The 19,325-nt window shown below is 59.6% G+C and carries 10 protein-coding genes; all 10 read right to left on the bottom strand.

Annotation, left to right across the window (positions count from 1 at the left end; translation table 11 throughout):
- Positions 1–36: 36 nt before the first annotated feature.
- A complete protein-coding gene (locus tag ACRRQW_RS03260; RefSeq protein ID WP_438479823.1) occupies positions 37–1,809 on the bottom strand; it encodes a sodium:solute symporter family protein in 1,773 nt (590 codons plus the stop codon).
- 68 nt (positions 1,810–1,877) lie between these two features.
- Entirely contained in the window at positions 1,878–3,947 is a 2,070-nt protein-coding gene (locus tag ACRRQW_RS03255; protein ID WP_438479822.1) for a heparinase II/III domain-containing protein, read from the bottom strand.
- Positions 3,948–4,112: 165 nt separating this feature from the next.
- On the bottom strand, positions 4,113–5,666 hold the full coding sequence (locus tag ACRRQW_RS03250) for a GxGYxYP domain-containing protein (RefSeq protein WP_438479821.1): 1,554 nt from the start codon (positions 5,664–5,666) through the stop codon (positions 4,113–4,115).
- Between the two features lie 120 nt (positions 5,667–5,786).
- Positions 5,787–6,311, bottom strand: a complete 525-nt coding sequence (locus tag ACRRQW_RS03245) for a hypothetical protein (RefSeq protein WP_438479820.1) — start codon at positions 6,309–6,311, stop codon at positions 5,787–5,789.
- A gap of 6 nt (positions 6,312–6,317) precedes the next feature.
- Positions 6,318–9,242 (bottom strand): prolyl oligopeptidase family serine peptidase, encoded by a 2,925-nt coding sequence (locus ACRRQW_RS03240; RefSeq protein ID WP_438479819.1) that lies wholly within the window; start codon positions 9,240–9,242, stop codon positions 6,318–6,320.
- 40 nt (positions 9,243–9,282) lie between these two features.
- Positions 9,283–11,001, bottom strand: a complete 1,719-nt coding sequence (locus ACRRQW_RS03235) for a GxGYxYP domain-containing protein (protein WP_438479818.1) — start codon at positions 10,999–11,001, stop codon at positions 9,283–9,285.
- A gap of 19 nt (positions 11,002–11,020) precedes the next feature.
- The gene (locus tag ACRRQW_RS03230; protein ID WP_438479817.1) at positions 11,021–11,545 is read right to left on the bottom strand and encodes a hypothetical protein; all 525 of its coding nucleotides are present in this window, start codon (positions 11,543–11,545) and stop codon (positions 11,021–11,023) included.
- Positions 11,546–11,649: 104 nt separating this feature from the next.
- Entirely contained in the window at positions 11,650–14,805 is a 3,156-nt protein-coding gene (locus ACRRQW_RS03225) for a TonB-dependent siderophore receptor (RefSeq protein WP_438479816.1), read from the bottom strand.
- 55 nt (positions 14,806–14,860) lie between these two features.
- On the bottom strand, positions 14,861–15,886 hold the full coding sequence (locus ACRRQW_RS03220) for a LacI family DNA-binding transcriptional regulator (RefSeq protein ID WP_438479815.1): 1,026 nt from the start codon (positions 15,884–15,886) through the stop codon (positions 14,861–14,863).
- Between the two features lie 299 nt (positions 15,887–16,185).
- Positions 16,186–19,323, bottom strand: coding sequence for a TonB-dependent siderophore receptor (locus ACRRQW_RS03215; protein WP_438479814.1), 3,138 nt, complete (start codon positions 19,321–19,323; stop codon positions 16,186–16,188).
- Positions 19,324–19,325: the final 2 nt, after the last annotated feature.

The following is a 19,325-nucleotide window of genomic DNA, read 5'->3' as shown; positions in this document are numbered from 1 at the left end:
CCGCACGGAGGTCGGGCCCTACCTCGATGCGAGCGTTCATGTCGATTTCTGTTTCGCGGGTCGCGAGGCGCGCCAAAGCAGGCCGCCGATGACGAATAGGATCAGGCCGGCCACGATGTTGATCGCGGGCGGCGCGAGCGGTGAGGACGGGATAAACACGCACCCGATCAACACGGCACCGAGCAACACACTGACAAAGGAGAGCATCTGGAAATCGCGCAGGCCCCCGACGGGTTGATTCGGATCGATCGGCACCGGTGTGCGCAGGTCGGCGTCGAAGCGCTGGCACTCCGCGCTGCGGGGATCGTCTTTGCGGTAGAAGAACGCGGAGATCACAAACACGATGGTCGCGGCACTGATCGCGCTGACGATGTTGCGCTCGTAAACATTGTTCGGAAACGCGCCGGCGGCCATCAGGCTGAAGGCGGCGACGAAGGCGGCGATGCTCGAGGCCATGCCGGACCACCACGGCGTCTTCCGGTAAATCATGCCGAGCAGCACGGGCATCATGAATCCCGGCCCAGTGAGCGAATAATATTTCAAACCGAAATCGAACGCTCCGCCGGTTTTGGCGATGAAGAGCGCGGCCACGATCCCCAGCACGCCGACGACCAGCATGGTGATTTGCGCGACGCGCATTTGGTGTTGGTCGCTCGGTGCGGAGAGGCCGGCTTTTTTGCGCAGCGGCACGTAGATGTCGCGCGTGGTCGTGGCGGCGAGCCAGTTGAAACCGTCGCTGGCCTGGCCGAGCGTGGCGGAAAGAATCGCGGCGACGACAAAGCCGATCATGCCGTGCGGGAGCAGCATCAACGCGAGGCTTACAAACGACGCCTCTTCCGGCGCGGCGAATTGCGGCCAGATTTGACCGATGTTGGGGAAAATGATGCGCGCGCCCATCACGGGCAAAATCCAGAGCAGTGGTCCGACGAACGAGAGGCCCGCGCACAGCAGCGCCATTTTGCGCGCGCTGCGTTCGTCGGGCACGCTTTGGTAACGTTGCACCTGCCACCACGCGACGTTGTAGCCCAACATCGAATTTGCCGCGAAGCACGCGAGGAAAAGCACGGACGCGGTTGGGCCGTTGAGACCAAAGAAACCGGCGGGCGCCTCGTTCCACAGCCGCGTGAAGCCCGCGCCGATGCCATCGCCGTTGCCCAGGTAACGGAACGTCACTGGCATGATGAGCAACGAAGTCACGAGGATGATGACGCCTTGCACGGCGTCGCTAAGCACAGCGGCCCAGAGTCCACCGATAACGGTGTAGAGAATCATCACGATGCCGATGCCGATCATGGTCAGTTCCAGGCCGGTGAACGTCCACCCCAGGATCACGTGTTCCTCTTTCGCAAAGCCGAGTGCGGTGGCGACGAAGATACACAGAATGTAGAGACCCTGGCCGATGCCGATCACCTGCGGCACCACGGCGGTGACGGAATAAAAATAGGTCGTGGACGACGAATACCGGCGCGTAAGAAATTCGAGCGGTGAATTGATGCGCGCGCGCCGCCAGCGTGACGCGAAGTAAAACGCGCCGACGAGATACGCCCACGTCGCCATTGTGAATACCACCGCTGCGCCGAGCCCGTAGCGATACGTGAAGCCCGCGGCCGCGACGAACATGAACGCGGAAAACCCCGACACCCAGTTCGACACGCCCGCGAGGAACCACGGAATTTTTCCGCCACCTTTGAAGTAATCGTCGGTGTTTTTATTTTTCCGCGACGAATACCAGCCGACAAAAATGACGATGCCGAAGTAAAGCGCGATGAGTGCGTAGTCGGCGCTGTTAACGTGATTAAAGACGGGCATGAGCGAAGCCGCGTGGAACGCGGCGGAGATGGGAGATGGGAGTTGGAGATCGCGTCGCGCGGAAAAGCTTAGGCAGGGAGCGTCGTGTTGATCGTGCGGCCCAAATGGGAGCCGGAGATGTGCCAATCGTTGCCGCGTCGAGTGACGGTGAGTGCGCCGGCGGATTTATCGGCGGGTGCGGCCGTGCAGACGGTGAGCACTTCGTGCGACGTCGCGGATTCAGAAGTAACCTCGACGAACGGAAACACGCCTTCCGTGGCGGGCATCGCGAGCTGGCCGGTGGCGCAACGCACTCGGCCGCCGGCGGTGTGGACGGTCGCGTGCGTTTTGGCGAAGGGCCGCGCGATCGTAAACGCCGACGCTTGCACGGTGGAGTCCGCTTTGCCGTCTTCGTTGAACACTTGGAAACGCAACTGCACGGCTTGCGCGGTGGCGAGCGTCACGCGATCGCGGATCACGAGGACATCGGGCTTGAGAAACAGCAGCGTGCGTTCGACGCGTTGCACGCCCGGATTTACGAGTTGGTAGGCTTCGGTGGCGTCGCTGACCACGCGCATCCAGCCGTCGCCCGTTTTATAAGACGTGACGACCGCGAGCGACCACGAGGCGTTGGTGCCTTCGCGACCATCGTGGTATTGGTGGCCTTCGCCGTCGATAAGCACGGCGGTGTGCGCTTCGGTTTGGCGGAGCAACCAGCGCGGGATCTTCGGCGAGTAGCCGGCTTTGAACGGATCGTGAAACAGGCGATCCCCATACGCTTTGAAAATGACACTGTTGCGATCCGCGTGTTCGTGATTCGCCGGCCCGCCGCTGCGGAAAGCGACGACCGTGTCCTCGGGTTTCCAGCCGGTGCGCGAAATCACAAGGTCATTACTCAGGTGAACGTCGTGCAACTCGGGGCCGGGTGCTTTCGACGGGGCGGCGGGCTGATACCAGATCGCGCCCTGCCAGAGTTTGATCGAGCCGGTGTGTTGCGCGAGGTGGTGGCTGAGCGGATCGTTGAACACTTCGCCAGCCCAACTCGCGACGCTGACGTCCATCGTGGTGGAGGCATCGTTGAAATTCACCACATCCTGCGACGGCGTGTAATTAAACTTCGGCGTGAAGTTGTAAGGCGTGTTGAGTTGCGGATCGGCGATCGGTTCGCCGAGACACGGCATCGAGAACGCGAGCGCGTAACGCATCGTGCCTGGGTAATTGACGAGTTTGCGATCATCGATGCCGAGGCGGCGGTGGAGCGCTTCGGCGAACATCACCATGTGCGACGTCGTGTAACCCCAATACGCGACGCCTTCTTCATAGGCGCCGTCGAGGCCATACATTGTGGAAAACGCCTGCGCGCTTTGACGGGCAAGTTCGAGCCACTTCGGGGCTTCGAGATTGCGGCCTTCAAACCAGATGCCCGCAAGCCCGAGTGCGCAAAGCGGAATAACTTTCAGGTTCGTGGAGTTGAGAATGATCGGCCAGCGGCTGAGATCGAAGGTGAATTTCTGATCTTCCTCGGGATCAAAACCCCAGCCGCGCACGCGGTCGGGATATTTCATGCCGTAGAGCGTGCGGTAGCACGCCGGCGCGCCTTCGGTGAGGATTTTATTTTCGAGTTTGGCGACGAGTGCCGCCGGCACTTTTTCGCCGAGCCAGTCGAGGGCGAAGCAGGACGCGATCGTGGCTTCCGGGGCGCGTTGCATGCCGATGGTGTCTTTACCGGCTTCCAGAAAATAATCCCAACGCTCGTAAACGCAGAGTCGATCCATCGCGAGCAACGCGAGGTCGAGCTGGCGCTGGTCGCCCCAAAGCGTGTAGGCCAGCGAACGGTGCTCCACGTGGGCCCAGACGCGGCCAAAATCTTCGACGTGATTATGCAGGCGCAGCTTGTCGCGGAGGTAGGTGGTTTCCGTGGCAAAATCCACGGTCTCTAGTTTCGCGCGCATTTCCGCGAGACGTGGCAGTTCGAAGTTAGCGCGAATGCGTGCGAGGTCGGCTTGACCGAAAATCAATCCACGCGACTTGCCGGGTTTTGGTTCGGGTAAGGTGGGAGTAGCGCCGGCAGTAGATTGGGCGGCGGGCAAACGCACGAGCGGTAACGCGGCGAGGGTTGCGGAGATTTTAAGAAATGAGCGACGATCGGTGGGGTTCATGGGTGAGTGCGCGATTAAGTTTTAGAGGTCATTGTGAGGAGCTCGGCGGGCGACGCGGCAATCCGGAGCGGCAGGAGTGATATTCGTGTTCACTGGATTGCTATGTCGCGCTTCGCACTCCTCGCAATGACAGCAGCGGAAGAGAAAGCGTGCTGCGCGTCTTGGTTATTTGAGCTTGTAGCCTTCGAAGTGCTTCGGGTCTTCGGGGTCTTGGTAACGGGTCGTGTAAGTTTTTTTGCTCGCGGCGAGTTTGAGGAAGGCGTCGAGCGGGACGATTTCGATCGGGCCGTCGAGTTGTTTGGTGACTTCGATGAGGCTGTTCACGTCGTTCGATTCGCGGACGTGCACGAGCAGGAAGTAGGGGCGCTTCGCGTTGAGCGCGATGAGTTCGTTGAGATCGCCGGCGACTTCGCTGCGCGGACGGCGCGGGTCGATGTAGTAATCGTAGGAGATCATCGCGCGTGTGTCGCGCAGGTCGCGCGTGCGAGCCGGGCCGTAGCCGTTGATGAAACCGATGACGTTCGGGAACGCTTTATAGTAGGCGTCGACGGTTGCCTTCGTGAGGTCGGCATTGCCGACGTTTCCGTCAGCGGCGGAGTTGTCCATGATTTCGAGCGCGTGTTCGTCGAGCACGCCCATGAGATCGCTCGCTTCCTTCATCAGACCGGGGAATTTCGCCGCGGGAATGTGATTGGGATACATGTAACCCGGGCCGGAGAGACCGCCGATGAAGTAGTCGTTCGGCGTGGCGCTCTCGTGAAAATATTCAAGCGCGGCGGGCGAGAATTTTGTCCAGTTCATCGTGACCTGCCATGCAAAGGGAAGTTTGCCGCGCCCGGGTTTCGTCCAGACGCCGATGCCGATGGAGTCGGATTGGACGAAGGCGATGTAAACTTTCTGCTCGGCGGTGAGCTTCGCATCGAGCGCGACGTGGTGATTGTTCGTGAACTTGAATCCCGGCGTGAACGTGAACTGGCAGTTGAAGGAGAGGTTCGGGAGGTTGTGCAGCCCTTCCATTTTCAGGCCGTAGCTGGAGAGCAGCGTCGTCCATTGTTCTTCCGTGTCTTTCGCGTAGGAATGCCAGCCGAAGATCGTCGCACCGTTGTCGAGTTGCGCGAGGAGCTGCTGGGCGAGCGCGAGTTCTTCGGTGTGCTTCGGATTGCCGGAGAGATCGCTGAAAAACATTTTTTGGCGAACGCCCCAATCGGCCATGCCCGGCTGGCGCACGGCGCCCGCGTGGCCGCCCATCAACATGAACGCTTTGCGTGAGCAGCGCGCCCAGTATCGTTTTACAGCGTCGGTGTAGATTTGCGCGTCGGTCTGGCCGTCGTAGCGACCGCGGAGGTCATCGATCTTTTTCAAGCCATGTTTTTCCACAACGGCGACGAGTTCGGGCGTGACGACGAGCGCGTCTTCGAGACCGGCGATGGTGAAGGCGACGTTCATCGTCGCGGAAATTTTGGGATCCCAGACGACGTAGCCTTTGGCGGCTTGGCTGAACTTAGTCAGCGCTTCCTCGGCGGTTTTGATCTCGGAGAATTTCACGCCATGCTTGCGCTCATAGAACGAGAAAAGCGGTTCGGTGATTTCCCATTGATAATCGTGTGGGTGCACGATGTAGAGCTGGGGCGACCCGCGATTGGCGAGGCCTTGCAGGCTCAGGAGCATCGCCTTTTCGGGGAGCCCGCCGGCGACGTTCCAGTCGAGATTCCAGCGCATGTAGGAGGCAGATTTTGATGGAGGTCCGCCCGCCTTAGCTGGGGCTTCGGCTCGGCAAGGCGCAGTGCCGGCGAGAGCGAACGTGAGAAGTGCGATTAAAGAAATGAAACGGCGCATGACTTATTTCTCCGTGAAAATTTTGTTGAAGCGATAGACCAGAGGTTGCGGGCGCGAACTGTGCAGTTCGATTAGCACGAGGGATTTTTCGCCCTCGAGCACGCGATACTCAGAATAGATGCGCATCGTCGCTTCGCCTTGGGAAATTTCGATGGGGGTGTCGGCTTCGAGGCGAAGGGTGCGGCCATGATCCAGGAGCGAAGCGCGGGCGTTGGTCGTGCCGCCTTTCGCCGGGTAGAGTGCCATGTGGCGTTGCTCGACGCGGAAGAAATTTTTCAACGTGACTGGCGTGGCGGTGTCGACGGTGTTGGTCGCCGAATGTTTCGTGGTGCGCCACTGCATGTCGTGTTGCAGAATCACGCGGGAGCCTTCGGTGGTGATAACCAGATCCCATTGATTCCAGCCGTCGAGGGCGGTGCTGCGGGCAGGATCGAGTCGCCAACGGCCGTCGAGGGGCGAGGCGGCGAGGGCCGCGAGCGGGGCCAACAGGAAACTCAGGAGGAGGGTGATTCGCTTGAGGGATAGCATGATAAATTAGTTTTGGTCGCGGAAACGGAGTTTTTCGGCGTCGCGATCGTTGTAGGGAATACCGGATTTCAGCCATTCGGGCGCAGGAGCGCCTTTGAGAAAGTGATCGAAATATTGCTGCAGCCGCTTCGAATAATCTTCGAGGTCGGCGCGACGACGCAGGCCGTGGAGGCCGTTGTTGTAGTTGAAAAGATAGACTTCTTTGCCGAGGCGGCGCAGGGCGAGGAAGAACTCGATGCCTTGCTGCCACGGCACGGCGTCGTCCTGGTCGTTGTGCAAGAGCAGCAGTGGCGTGGTGACGCGATTCACGGAAAACAAAGGAGAGTTTTCGATGTAAAGGTGCGGGGCTTCGCTGAGCGAACGGCCGATGCGGCTCTGGGTTTTTTCGTATTGAAACTGGCGCGCGCGGCCGGAGCCCCAGCGGATGCCGGAGTAGGCGCTGGTCATGTTGGCGACGATGGCGCCAGCTTCCGCAGCCCGGAAACGATTCGTTTGTGTCACCATGTAGGCGATTTGGTAACCGCCCCATGAATGGCCTTGAATGCCGATGGCATTTTCGTCGACGCAGCCGCGCGCGACGAGCGCGTCGACGGCGGGCAAAATGCACTTCATCGCGCTCTGGCCCGGGTAGCCGATGGTGTAGGCGATGTCGGGCATGAGCACGAGGTAGCCGTTGCTGGTGTAAACCGCGGCGTTGATGTTTTGGCCGGGCGCGGGCGGCACGAAGCTGTGCACGTTTTGGGAGAAGCGCTCGTAGAGATAAACGATGACGGGATATTTTTTCTTCGGGTCGAAATTAGCCGGCTTGTAGAGCGCGGCGGCGAGTTCGACGCCGTCGGTGTTGCGAAAAGTCATGAGTTCGCCGCTGCCCCACGCAAAAGGCGCGAGCTGCGCGCCGCCCTGCGAAACCTTTACGAGCGTCTTGAACGCCGCGTTCGTGGTGAGCAGATCGGGGTATTCATCGAAGCGGGAGGCGGTCAACACAAGGGTGTCGGCGTCGCGCGCGCGGCTGAGGAAACGATAATTTTTGTCGGCCCACACGAGCCGTTCGGGCGCGGTGGAAGTGGTGAACGTCGTGCGGAAAAATCCACTGGCGCGAGTGACTTCGCTTTCACCACGGAGCACGAGCGGCTTCGCAGGATCGAGGCCGCGCGAGTCGTCTTCCGGTTCGTTTGGCTCGATGATCTGCACGCGGAGCTCGATTTTTTGCGCGCGGCCGTGGCCGGCGGTGAGATTTTTTGCGGCACGCCCGTCGGGAAAAACCTGCCAGACGTCGTAACGATCATAAATGATCAACGATTCGCCGTCCTGCGTCCAACCGACGCTGCCGTAGGAAGGGGCGTCCTGCGGGAGATCGTTCTCCTCATCGTGAAAGGCCACGGGCAATGATTTCGTGAGCGGAATGATGGCGGCGTTGGTGGCGTCGAGCGCGAACCATTGATTGTCGGCAAAGTAGGCGAGCCAGCGATTGTTGGGCGACCAGCGGAGGCCGGCGCGCTCGCCGAGTTCGCGAAGCGCCAGCCGGCGTTTACCGGTGGTGGCGTCGAGGAGATGGGCGTCTTGATAGCCGCCATCATAGTCGAGACGTTTGCGGTAGGCGCGGTCGTCGTAGCCGAAGGCGCGCGCGCCGTCATCGCTCAGCGTCACGCTCGCGAGGGATTCGTCGGCGAGCTGCGTGAATTTTTTTGAAGCGAGATCATAAACGCCGAGGTAGGCGCGTCTCTTTTCGCGGGCGGAACGAATTTTCTGCAGCGGCTGGATGGTGTCGTCGTTCCAATGCCAGAGGTCGGCGTTGACGCGCTCTTCGTCGAGTTGCTTTTCAATGCGCTCATCGACTTCGGGGGCGATCAGCGCGGTCGAGACAACGAGTTTGCCGCCGTTGAAGGAAAAAAAGAGCGCGGCATCAGCGCTGACCGAGGAGTTGACGGGCACGCCGGCGGTGCTGGCGTTGACGACTTCGGTGGCAGCACCGGAGCCGCGCGCCCAGTGATACGCAGCGAACTTCGGCGTCTTGGCGGCGCGATCGTTTTTATCGCTGATGAAGGCGAGCTGCGTCTGCGGACGATCCCAGGTGAGCTTCTGGTAGTTGCCAGAGCCGGTTAAAATCGCGACGGGCTCGGCCGCGTCGCCGGGCGTGACCGCGAAAACGCCGTCGGTCGCGCCGTCTTTGGTGGAGACGGTGAAGACGAGGGTGCGACCATCGCGGGCGAAGGAGTATTCGAGCACGTTCGCGAAGGTGCGATCGGTGCCGGACGCGAGATTGCGCAGCACGAGATCACTGCCGTTTTTCTTGTCTTTGTCTTTTTTGGCGGGCGTGGCTTCGGGCTTGGCGGTGACGTCTGTTTTAGCGGGCGACTCGGCAGGTTTTCCCGCGGGCTTTTCGGGCGCGGGATTTTTTAGGTAGGCGAGCCACGCGCTGCCTTTCGCGGGGACTTGGAAATTTTTAACATTGGCGACGCGGGTGGTTTCGCCGCTGGCGAGGTTGACCACGACGAGACCCTCTTTCGGGAGATCGTCGGCTTTCTTCTTGGCGCGTTTGGCGGCGAGCGTGTCGGCGAGATTCGGGAACGCGGTGGCGACGGCGAATTTGCCATCGCCGGTGAACGTGATGGTGGCTTCGCGCCGCAGGTTCGGGCGTTCGGGATTTTCCTCGGACGGGCCGGTGGGCGCGGGTGGGAGCGCGCCGATGGCGACGCGCAGTTCTTTTTGCGTGGCGAGTTCGCGGAGCACGATCTCACCGTCGCCCTCCTGCGGCATGTAGGAATACGCGAGCCACTTTCCGTCGCGCGTGAGAGTCGACGCCGCGATGCTTTTCCAACTGTCGTAGTCCGCGTGAGTGAGCGGTCGCTTCGCCGGTTCGCCGGCAAAGGCGACGAACGCGGCGAACGAGAGGCAACTGATCGAAAGGAGGCGACGAAACGAGCGAAGCATGAGCGATCTATTTTAGGGTTTCGCTACGCTCCGGTTCGAATCAGGGGTTTCGATCAATGGCAGCGTTGGGCGACTTGTAGTTAGTTTCGTAGGTCTTTTTGCTGGCCGCGAGTTTTAAGAACACATCCAGCGGCACGATTTCCACTTTTTCGCTGAGGCGACTGAAAATTTCAGAGACCTTCTCCACGGTGTTCGATTCGCGCACGTGCATCAGGAGGAAGTAGGGACGTTTCGGGTTGAGTTGGATGAGCTCATCCAGGTCGGCGGCGGCTTCTTCGACAGGGCGCTGCACGTCGAGGTAGTAATCGTAACTGAGAAACGGCTTGTCGTTGCGCAGATCGAACGTGCGCGCGGTGCCGTAGCCGTTGATGAAGCCGATGGCGTCGGGGAATTGCGCGTAGTAGCGGTCGACGACTTCCTTGGGCAGGTCGGTGTTGCCGAGGTGGCGGTTGCCCTCGGAGTAGTCCATGATTTCCATCACGCGGAGATCGAGCGTCTTCATTTCCTCGCGGGCGACGGCCATCAAGCCGGGGAATTTGTCCGCCGGAATCGACTTCGGATACATGTAGCCCGGGCCGGAGAGGCCACCGATGAAATAATCATTGGGCGACTTGTCCTCGTAGAAATATTGGAGGATCGGCGGGTTGAGCCACACCCAGTTCATGAGCACCTGCCACGCGTAGGGAATCTTGCCGCGGCCGGGTTTCGTCCATGCGCCGATGCCCATCGCGTCGGTGGCGGCGGCGGCGATGTAGATTTTGTCCTCGGCGACGACTTTTTCGTCGGCCTTCACGTTATGATTATTCTTAAACGTAAAATCCTTCGTGAACGGGATCTGCGAAGTGAAGGAAAGGTTGGGCAAATTATGCAGGCCTTCCATGAGCAAGCCGTAGCTGCCGGTGAGCGTGGTGTGCTGGCCTTCGGTGTCTTTGCCGTAGGAATGCCAGCCGAGGACGACGCTCGTGGGATTTTGCTGGCTGAGGATTTTGTTCAACAGCGCGAGTTCTTCGGGATGTTTCGGATTCGCGGAAAGATCGCTGAAGAAGGCGCGTTTCTGAATGCCGAAGTCGGCTACGCCCGGTTGCATCACGGGGCCGGCGTCGCCGCCGAGCACGATGTAGTAGTCGCGTGAGCAGCGGGCCCAATATTGATCGTAAGCCCATTGATAAATCTGCGCGTCGTTCTGGCCGGTGAATTTGCCGCGAAGGTCGACGACGGTTTTGAGGCCATGTTTTTGGGCGAGCGCGAGTTGGTCTTCGTTGACGACGACGAGGTCTTCGACGCCGGCGACGGTGAAGGCGACGATGAGCGAGGAGCGCACGGCTTTATCCCAGACGACGACGCCTTTGGCGGCTTTGGAAAAACGAGTGAGCGCAGCGTCGACGTCGTCGAGTTGCAGGCGTTCCCATTTCACGCCGTGGCGTTTTTCGAGGAAGGTAATGAGCGGGCGGACGAATTCCCACTGCCACGTCTTCGGGTATTCGAGGTAGAGTTGCGGCGTCGTGCGATTCGCGAGGCCTTGCAACGAGATGATCGTGGCGTGCACAGGGATGTCGCCATCCATGCGCCAGTTTTCGGAGAGCGGAATGATCGTGGCGCGGTCGGGGGCTTTCGCGGCTTGTTTCGGAGCGTCTTTGATCGTCGCCATGGTGGCGGATGCGGCGCTGGCAAGGGCGAGTGCGAGCGAAGCGCATGCCACGAAACTCAAGCGGCGGAGGAGAGAACGAGAAAGATTAAGAGAAAGAGAAAGATTATTCACGGCGGAGAGGGGGTTGGGGTTATTTTTTGGTGCGCGTGAACACGTAAACGGTCGGGCGGTTGCGCGTGCTGCGGAGTTCGGTGACGGTGAGCATCGTGCCGCTGGAGGAGACTTTGTAGTTGCTCAGGATATTGACGGCCCGGGCGCCTTGCTGGGTGTCGAGCACGAGGTCGCTGAAAATGCGGAGGACTTTTTTGTCGTCGAGCCATTCGGCGCGGACGGTCTTGGTGCGGTCGCCACCGATGTAGGCGCCGAGGTGGCGGTTGTCGGGCCACATTTCGACGGGGATTTTTTCGGCGCGGTCGGTGCGCACGATCATTTCGTCGGAAAATTCGCGGCGGCCCCAGGCGAGCCAGCGGTGAATTTTAATGGCGTCGCCGTCGACGGAGATGGTGAGCGTGTAATCTTTCCACGGGCTCAGCTCGGTGCTGTGGGCGAGATCGATGTGCCACGTGCCGGCGAGGAGGGTTTCCGCGGGCGCGGCGTGCGCGCGGGCGAAGAGGCTCCCGAGGAGGAGCGAAATTAGGATGAGGTAAGAACGCATGACGAGGGGTGGTTGAGGTGAGAATTGAGAGGTAAAAGCGGCGACCGCGAGGGCGGCCGCCGCTTTGGAAAACACGCGAGATCAGGCTCGCGCGGAGTAGTTCATTAGAAAGTCATCGTGGTGCTCAACGTCCAGTTGCGGCCGGGCGAGAGGACGAAGGAGCCTTCGGAATATTGTTTGTCGGTCAGGTTGTAGAGGCCGAGCGTCGTGCGCAGCTGGTAGCCGAACACTTCGAAGGGCAGGCCGACGGTGAAGTCATAGACGACATAGTTGCCGGCTTGGTAACCGCCGTTGAGCGGATTCCAGTCGACGTTTTGCGCGATGACCGTCTCAGACGAATAACGTCCACCGAGGCTGAGTGCGAGACCGCGACCGTATTCGCCGATGAAGTTATTGCTGAAGGTGTATTTGCCGAAGGCGTTCGCGCGATATTCCGGCACGTTCACGATGCGGCTCTTCCAGAGGATGTCGGCATCGCGTTTTTGCGTCGCGGTGAGCAGGTTGTAGGCAGCGGTGCCCGGCTCGGCGTAAACGGGGCGACCGTCCTGGACGACTTCCGCTTGCGGCAACCACGAGCCATTGATGATGGCTTGGAAGTTGCGGATCGGAGTCCAGATGAACTCGATTTCCGTGCCGGAGATGCGGACTTCGTTATCGTAGTTACGAATACGGAAGACGCGACCGGAGGAAGTGGCCGAGAAGCTGGTCGGTGAAGTGGCCCCGAGGAGGAGCGCGCGGTTGATGCCCGCGATGATGTTGGCATCGGAGCTCGAGTTGAGCGGCTCGTTGATGTTGAGCGTGGCGATCGTGTCGTCGGTCTTCTGGTTGCGGCGGTTGGCCGTGAAGATCGAGAACGTGCCGACGAACTTGCCGGCCGGGTCGCTGTATTTGAGACCCACTTCGTAATTCATGCCGTCCTCGTTCGGGATGGTCTTGTAGTAGTTCTGCGCGGTGAGGATGTCGGCGAATTGCTGCACCGAGGTGACCGTCGTGCCTTTGTAGTTAAAGCCGGCCTGACCGATGCTTTGATACTGGGCGATGAGGCCTTGCGCGTAGAGCAGTTCGTCGCCGGAGGCGAATCCACCGACGGTGCCGCTGTTGAATTTGAAGATCTTCGAAACCGACGCGTAAACCGAGAGGCTGTCCGTGAGCGCGAACGAAGCGCCGCCCATCCAGGAGTTACCCTTCGTCGTGAGGACGTTGGTTTTTTGGTAAGCTTTCGATTGGCCCCAGACGTCTTCCGGGTAAGCGTCAGGATTGGTGATCATGTCTTCCGTGTAAACGAACCACGGCGCGTTATTGATCGCGAACTGGCCGCGTTCCCAACGCTTCTCTTCGCGGAAACCGCCGAGGACGTTGAGGCGGTCGCTGAAGAACGAGCCCTGATAATTGATGTAGTTACCAAACAGCTTCGGGTTGTAGATATCGATGGTGTTGCGCTGAATATTTTTCCAGTAGGTGCCGATCTCCGGCGCGAGCACGCTGTGGCCCGGGTCGTAGTTGCTGTAGAGCTGGCGCACCGGAATGATCGCGCCCGTGCGATCGTAGAGCACCTGGTTCACCGGCACGGCGCCGGCGTTGTATTTGGCGACGTTCAAGCCGGCATAATCTGGATTGGAAACCGTGTTGCGCGCGCCCGGCAGGAAGGACCAGTTGTAGTCGCTCGCGGCGGCAGCAGCGGTGTATTGCTGCTCCCAATTCGCGTAGGAAATACCGGTCAGGAGCTTGTGGTTGCCGCCGAGGAAATTGTCTTTCTTGAAGACGATGTCCGTCGTGTGCGTGTCGGTGAAACGGTTGTAGCCCGCAGGCGCACCGAGCGCGATATTGTAGTGAACGCCATCCGCGTAAGGCGTCATGACCGGGCCACCACCGGTGTTGAGGTGCTTGGCTTCGTCGTGCGTGTAGCTGTAGCGCACGTCGGCCCACGAGACCGGCGTGATGTCGGCGGTGACGGAGAAGGTGTTGTTCTTCTCGTCGATGTAAGCGCCGGGGCTCGTCCAGTTGAACCCTTCATCGTGGATGAAGTTGCCGGAGGCATCGGTGTAGTAAGCGCCGCGTTCCACGCTCGTGTGAGCGGGGAGGTAAAGATCGCCGGTGGCGATGCGCTTGTTGTTAATGTAGGTCGCGTAGGCGAGCGTCGGCGTGGTCGTGTTCTGCACGACGTTGGCCGCGAGACCGTTCGCGGCGTTGGCGGCGATGGTCGTCGAGAGACGCGTGGTCGCGGAACCGTATTGGCCGGTCGCGGCGGCGTTTTTCCAGCCGGCGAAATCGCTGAAAATCCACTCGTAATCGTTGCGCGCGAATTTCTTTTCAGAGAACTCGGCTTCGGCGACGATCTTTACTTTGCCGCTCGTGAAAGGGATGAACGCGATCGACGGCGTGATGTTGACGTTCTTGGTGAATTCGCGGGAGCGTTCGCCGCCGGAATCTTCCCAGCCACCGACGACGCGAATCGCGGCCTTTTCGCCGAGCACGTTGTTGGTGTCGATGTTCACGCGCTGGATATTACCTTCGCCAGTGGCGTAAGTGACAGTGGTCGGAATCTCGGTGAACGAAGGACGCTTCGTGACGAAATTGATGACGCCGCCCGGGTAGCCCTGACCGAAGAAAACCGCGGCGGGACCTTTGACGACTTCGATGCGTTCCACGTTGTCGACGTTGTGCGAGATGTAGCGGAACACGCCGTTGCGCATGATGGTGTTGACCGTGAAACCGCGCATCGTGAAACCGCCTTGCGGGGTGGCTTCGTTGGCGGGCACGCGCATCGCGAAACGATTGTCGCCGGAGGACGCGGCGCTGTAACGGAAAAGATCCGTGAGGCTGCGCGCGTTGGTGTCGGTGAGAAATTCCTGCGAGAGCACCGAGATGTTCATCGGCACTTTCTGGATCTCCATGCCGATGCGGGTGGCGGTGGCGGCGTTGGTTTTCAGGTAACCGTAGTCGCGGTCGCCTTTCACTTCGAACGCGGACAGCATGAGTGTCTCGTTGTCGGCGGGCGTGCTGGTGGTGGCGACCGTCGGAGCCGGCTCGAAAGACGGAGTCGGGGCGGGAGCGACCGGCGCGGCGGGAGCAGTCGCAGGTGTGGAGGCGGGTTTAACTGCGAGTTGTGAACGCAGGGCGGCGACTTCCTCGCGGAGGGCGCGGATAACTTCGGCATCGGTGGGCTGTCCAACGACGGTCGAAGCGGCTAACAGCCCGATCAAACCAGTGGTCAGCCAGCGCCGACCCCTAGCCCGAGGGGAGTTTTTTACGTGTTTCATGGTGGTGTAGTTCTGCGCGTGATTTGTTTCACGAGGCAGAAGAGTCTCTTTGGGGCTAAGGGGTCACTAAAGGGGTAAGCAGGCGCGGGGAAATCGACACGCCGACGCGGCCGCAGGTGTCGGCTTTCTCGATTCGCCAGAGCAAGTGATCGACGACTTTGCGCACGAGCATCGGGAGGTTGATGTCGATCGTCGCCGGGGCGTGGTCGAGGTTTTGATAAATCGCGGGATTATGATTCCCGAGAATGGCGTCGAAATCGCGCCCCGGTTTTTTGCCGGCTTCGCGCAGGGTGCTGAAAAACGCGCCGCAGAAATGATCGGACGGCAAATAAATGCCCGTCGCTTTCGGAGTGCAGGCCAGCAGGCGCGTCGCGAGCGAGGCGATCTCGTGGGTGCGTGGCGCGATTTCCAAATAGTTCGCACGATGGGACTCGCCGAGAATGCTTTGCACCGTGAGGCCGGCGTTTTTCGCGTGCGCAATGAACGCGGCGGTGCGTTGAGCGATCGCGCTGTAGTCAGGATCGGTTGAGACCACCGCGACGGATTTGTGGCCGCAGGATTTGAGATAGTCGGCGGCGATGCGGCCGTTTTCCTCATTGTTTGGCTCGATATAATCGCCGGGAAATGCGCTGGATCGCCGCGTCATGAACCAGACGAGTGGCTTGCCGTTAAGCTGTTCGAAACATTCGGCGGAGGGTTCCATGCCCTGCACGATGACGCCATCCAGCTTTTCCGTGAGCAGCGTGCGCGGCAGTTCGGTGGCCGAACTGGTCATGATGCGCAAATCCATCCGATAGCGGGCGTCGCGCGATTGGATTTTCAGGAGTTGTTCGCTGAACCACGACAAGCTCGCGTGGTTGGCTTTGCTGCCGACGAACCACACGCCGATGCGGCGCGGAGTGCCCAAACGGGCTTTCGGGCCGCGCCGACGCTCGACAGGAAGTGGCACGTAGTTGAACTGTTTCATGACCGCCCGGATGCGAGCGAGGCGTTCCGGCGAAACGATTTGAGGCTGGTTGATCGCGCGCGAGACGGTCGCGGGTGAAACACAGGCTTCGCGGGCGATTTCAGTGATCAGCATGACTTTTCAGTGAAATTCATGAAAATTTATGAATGTAACACTGAAAAAATGTGACGCGGTCAAGGGGCTTTATTTGAAAGATCCCCGTGACACTCGCAATGGCTGCATCAGAATTGATTCTAATGACGCGAAGAATTCTTCGGAATCAGGGTTTCATGAAAATTAAAATATCCGGCTGAAAATAACTCCTACCATGATTCTCCAATGTGAGAATTCGGGCGGTCGAAAAGAGGCGTGCGGGCATAAAAAAGGGCGGTGGCTTTTGGCCACCGCCCTTGAAGAGAAACTGAGACGTTAGCTTAGAAGCTAAACGTGGTCTTCAAGAACCACGTGCGAGGATCGGAAGGAACCCAGGTGCCTTCGTAGTAGACCTTGTCGGTCACGTTCTGCACCGAGAGATCCGTCCGCAGCTGATAGCCGAAGAGTTCCCACGGATAGCTGATGTTCGCGTCGAACACCACATAGTCACCGGCTTGGAAGCCGCCTTTGAGCGGATTCCAGTCGAGATTTTGGGTGACGACTTCTTCGGAGGCGTAACGGGCGCCGGCACCGATGCCGAGACCGCGAACCAACGAATCCGTGAACGAGTATTTGCCCCAGACGCTGGCGCGGAACTCAGGAACGTTGACCAAACGGCTGTTGTAGAGGACGTCCGCATTGGCCTTTTGGGTGGCGGTGTAGGTGTTATAGGTGGTGCTGCCGGGGGGCGCGAAGGACGGGCTGGCGACCGTGTGAGCATCCCACATCCAGGCACCGTTGGCGATGATCTGGAGGTTACGGATAGGCGTCCACGTGAGGTCGAACTCAGTGCCTTCCACTTCATTCTTCACACCGACCGTGCGCCAGCGGAGAACGCGAGCGCCGGAACCGCTAGGATTGAACACGGTGCCGAGGGCGAAGACCGTGGAGGAGCTGTTGAGGGGCTCTTGCGCGGCGCTTTGCGCGATGGCGTCGTCGAGCTTCTGGTTCTTGCGCTCGCCTTTGAAGAAGGAGAGCGTGCCGACGAGCTTGTTGTCCCGCGTGGAGAGCTTGACGCCGATTTCGCGGTTCATGCCTTCCTCGTTAGGAACATTGTCCAAGACGCCTTCGGCCTGGAACGCATCCAAACCGCTTTGCACGGAGTTGATGAGGTGACCTTTCCACGTGTAACCGCCTGGGTTGTTGGCGATGATCGCGTTGATGATTTCCTCAGGCGTGCTGGCGATGGCGCTGAAATCACCCTTGCGTCCGGTGTTGATACGGAAGGTCGAGGAGACCGTCGCGTAGACCGAGATTTGCGGGGTGATGGCGTAGGACGCGCCAACCATGTAAGCGTCACCAGAGGTCTTCTGGTAATTGCTGGCTTGGTAAGCAGGGCTGTAGTTGTAGATCGCCGGCGGATAGGTGGTCGGGTTCAGATACGCATCTGGCGCAGGAATGAACCACGGAGCGTTGGCTTCCAGCCATTGACCACGATACTCGGCGTATTCTTTACGGTAACCCGCAAGAAACGTGAGTTTGTCGTCGAGGGCGGTGAGCTGCCAGTTGGCATACCACGCTTTGTTACGGTCATTGTAACCGTCTTTGATGTTACGCTCGATGCCGTAGACTTTGCTCGCCGGAGGATTCAGGAGGATGCCTGGGTCCCATTGGTTGTAGACCTGCTGGGGAGTCAGCAGCACGCCATTGCGGTTCACGAGGTATTGACCCATCGGAACTTGCGCGTTGTTCGGGCTGTTGACGTTGTTGCCGGCATTCACTGCGTAGCCAGGATTGATGGGGTTAACCACCAGGGCTTCGCCGTTCGGGCCGCGGGTCGTGCTGTAAACATATTGGCCAGCGCTGTTGATGTAGCCGGTGTTATAGCCGGGGACGCTGTTATACATTGCGCCTGCGGAAGCCATGTATTGCTGGATCGGTTTGTTATAAACCGCACCGAAGAGCAGCTTGTTCTTCACCTTCCAGAAATCGGCTTTCGCGACGAGATCGAGTTGATGGTTCTGGGCGCGGCGATAATAGCCGGCACCGTTACCGCCCGAGAGAGCGTTCCAGGTGATACCGTCGGCATTCGGGACGTTGCCGCCCGAGATGTTGTCGAAGCGGTTGTTGTCAGCGGTGAACGTGTAGCGACCACTGAGCCAGCTCACCGGTTCAAAGTCAACCGTGCCTTGGAAGGTCTTCACTTCGCTGTCGCTGTAAGCGCCAGAGTTGGTGAAGTTGAAATCCTTATCGACGACGCGATTGCCCGCCTTGTCCGTGATGGTGGCGTAAGGCTTGACGACGTCAGGCGTGTAGATGACAGCCGTCGGGTCGCCGATCGAATTGCGGTAATCCGTAATGTAATTGGCGAGGCTGCTGAAGATACGAGTGCGATACGCGGCGGCCGGATCAGGAGCACCGGTGATGCTCGCACCCGCAGCGTTCATGAGAGCGGCTGTGGGGGTCTTGTAAGCATCAAACCAACCTTGTGGGTAGGTCCAGGCGTTGTCATTATAGTTGAAGCGTTCCTTGAGGTATTCGAGCTCAAGGTTGATGCGCAATTTACCGCTCTTGAACGGATTGAGCGTCAGGCTCGGGGTGACGTTGAAGTTCTTGTTGAACTCGCCACGACGGTCGCCGTTACCTTCCGTCCAAGCACCGGTGACGCGGAAAGCCGCTTTCTCGGAGAACGCTTGGTTGGTGTCGATCAAGACCTTCTGATCGAGATTGCTGCCGATCTGATAGCTGATCGTGGTCGGGATCTTCGTGAAGGAAGGTTTCTTCGTGACGTAATTGATAACGCCGCCGGGATAACCTTGGCCGAAGAAGACAGCGGCCGGGCCTTTCACGACTTCGACGCGGTCAACGTTGTCCAAATTCCACGAGGTGTAACGGAACACACCGTTGCGGAGGAGGGTGTTGACGGTGAAACCGCGCATGGTGAACGCACCTTGCGGGGTCGCGCTGTTAGCCGGCACGCGCATGGCGAAACGACCGTCAGCCGCACCGGAAGAGGTGTAGCGGAAAATATCAGTGACGCGGGTCATGCCCGTGTCCTTGATGAACTCTTCGCTCATGACGTTGATGTTCATCGGGATATTCTGAATCTCCATGCCGATACGGGTGGCCGTGGCAGCGTTGGTCTTCAGGTATCCGTAGTCCTTGGAAGATTTAACTTCGAAAGGCGAAAGGATCAGGGTGTCCGGGTCGGAAGACTCGGAGGCAACCGTGCCGCTCGATTGGGTGACAACCGGGGCGGGCGTGGAAGTCGTGACGGGCTGCGCGGTGGGCGCGGGAGCCGAGCGACCTTGCATTTCGGCGAGTTGCCGACGGAGGGTGGCGTTCTCCTCCTGAAGACGACGCACTGAATCAGCGTCACTCGTTTGCGCGAACGCAGGAGTGGCCGTCAGCAACGCCGCCAGACCGATCGCCAGCATGTGCTTAGCGCGCTCTGCTGGGGTATTGGGGTGTAGTTTCATGC

The sequence above is a fragment of the Oleiharenicola lentus genome, from assembly GCF_051660365.1.
Taxonomy (GTDB): Bacteria; Verrucomicrobiota; Verrucomicrobiia; order Opitutales; family Opitutaceae; genus Lacunisphaera; species Lacunisphaera lenta_A.
This window is presented reverse-complemented; position numbering and strand designations above follow the sequence as displayed.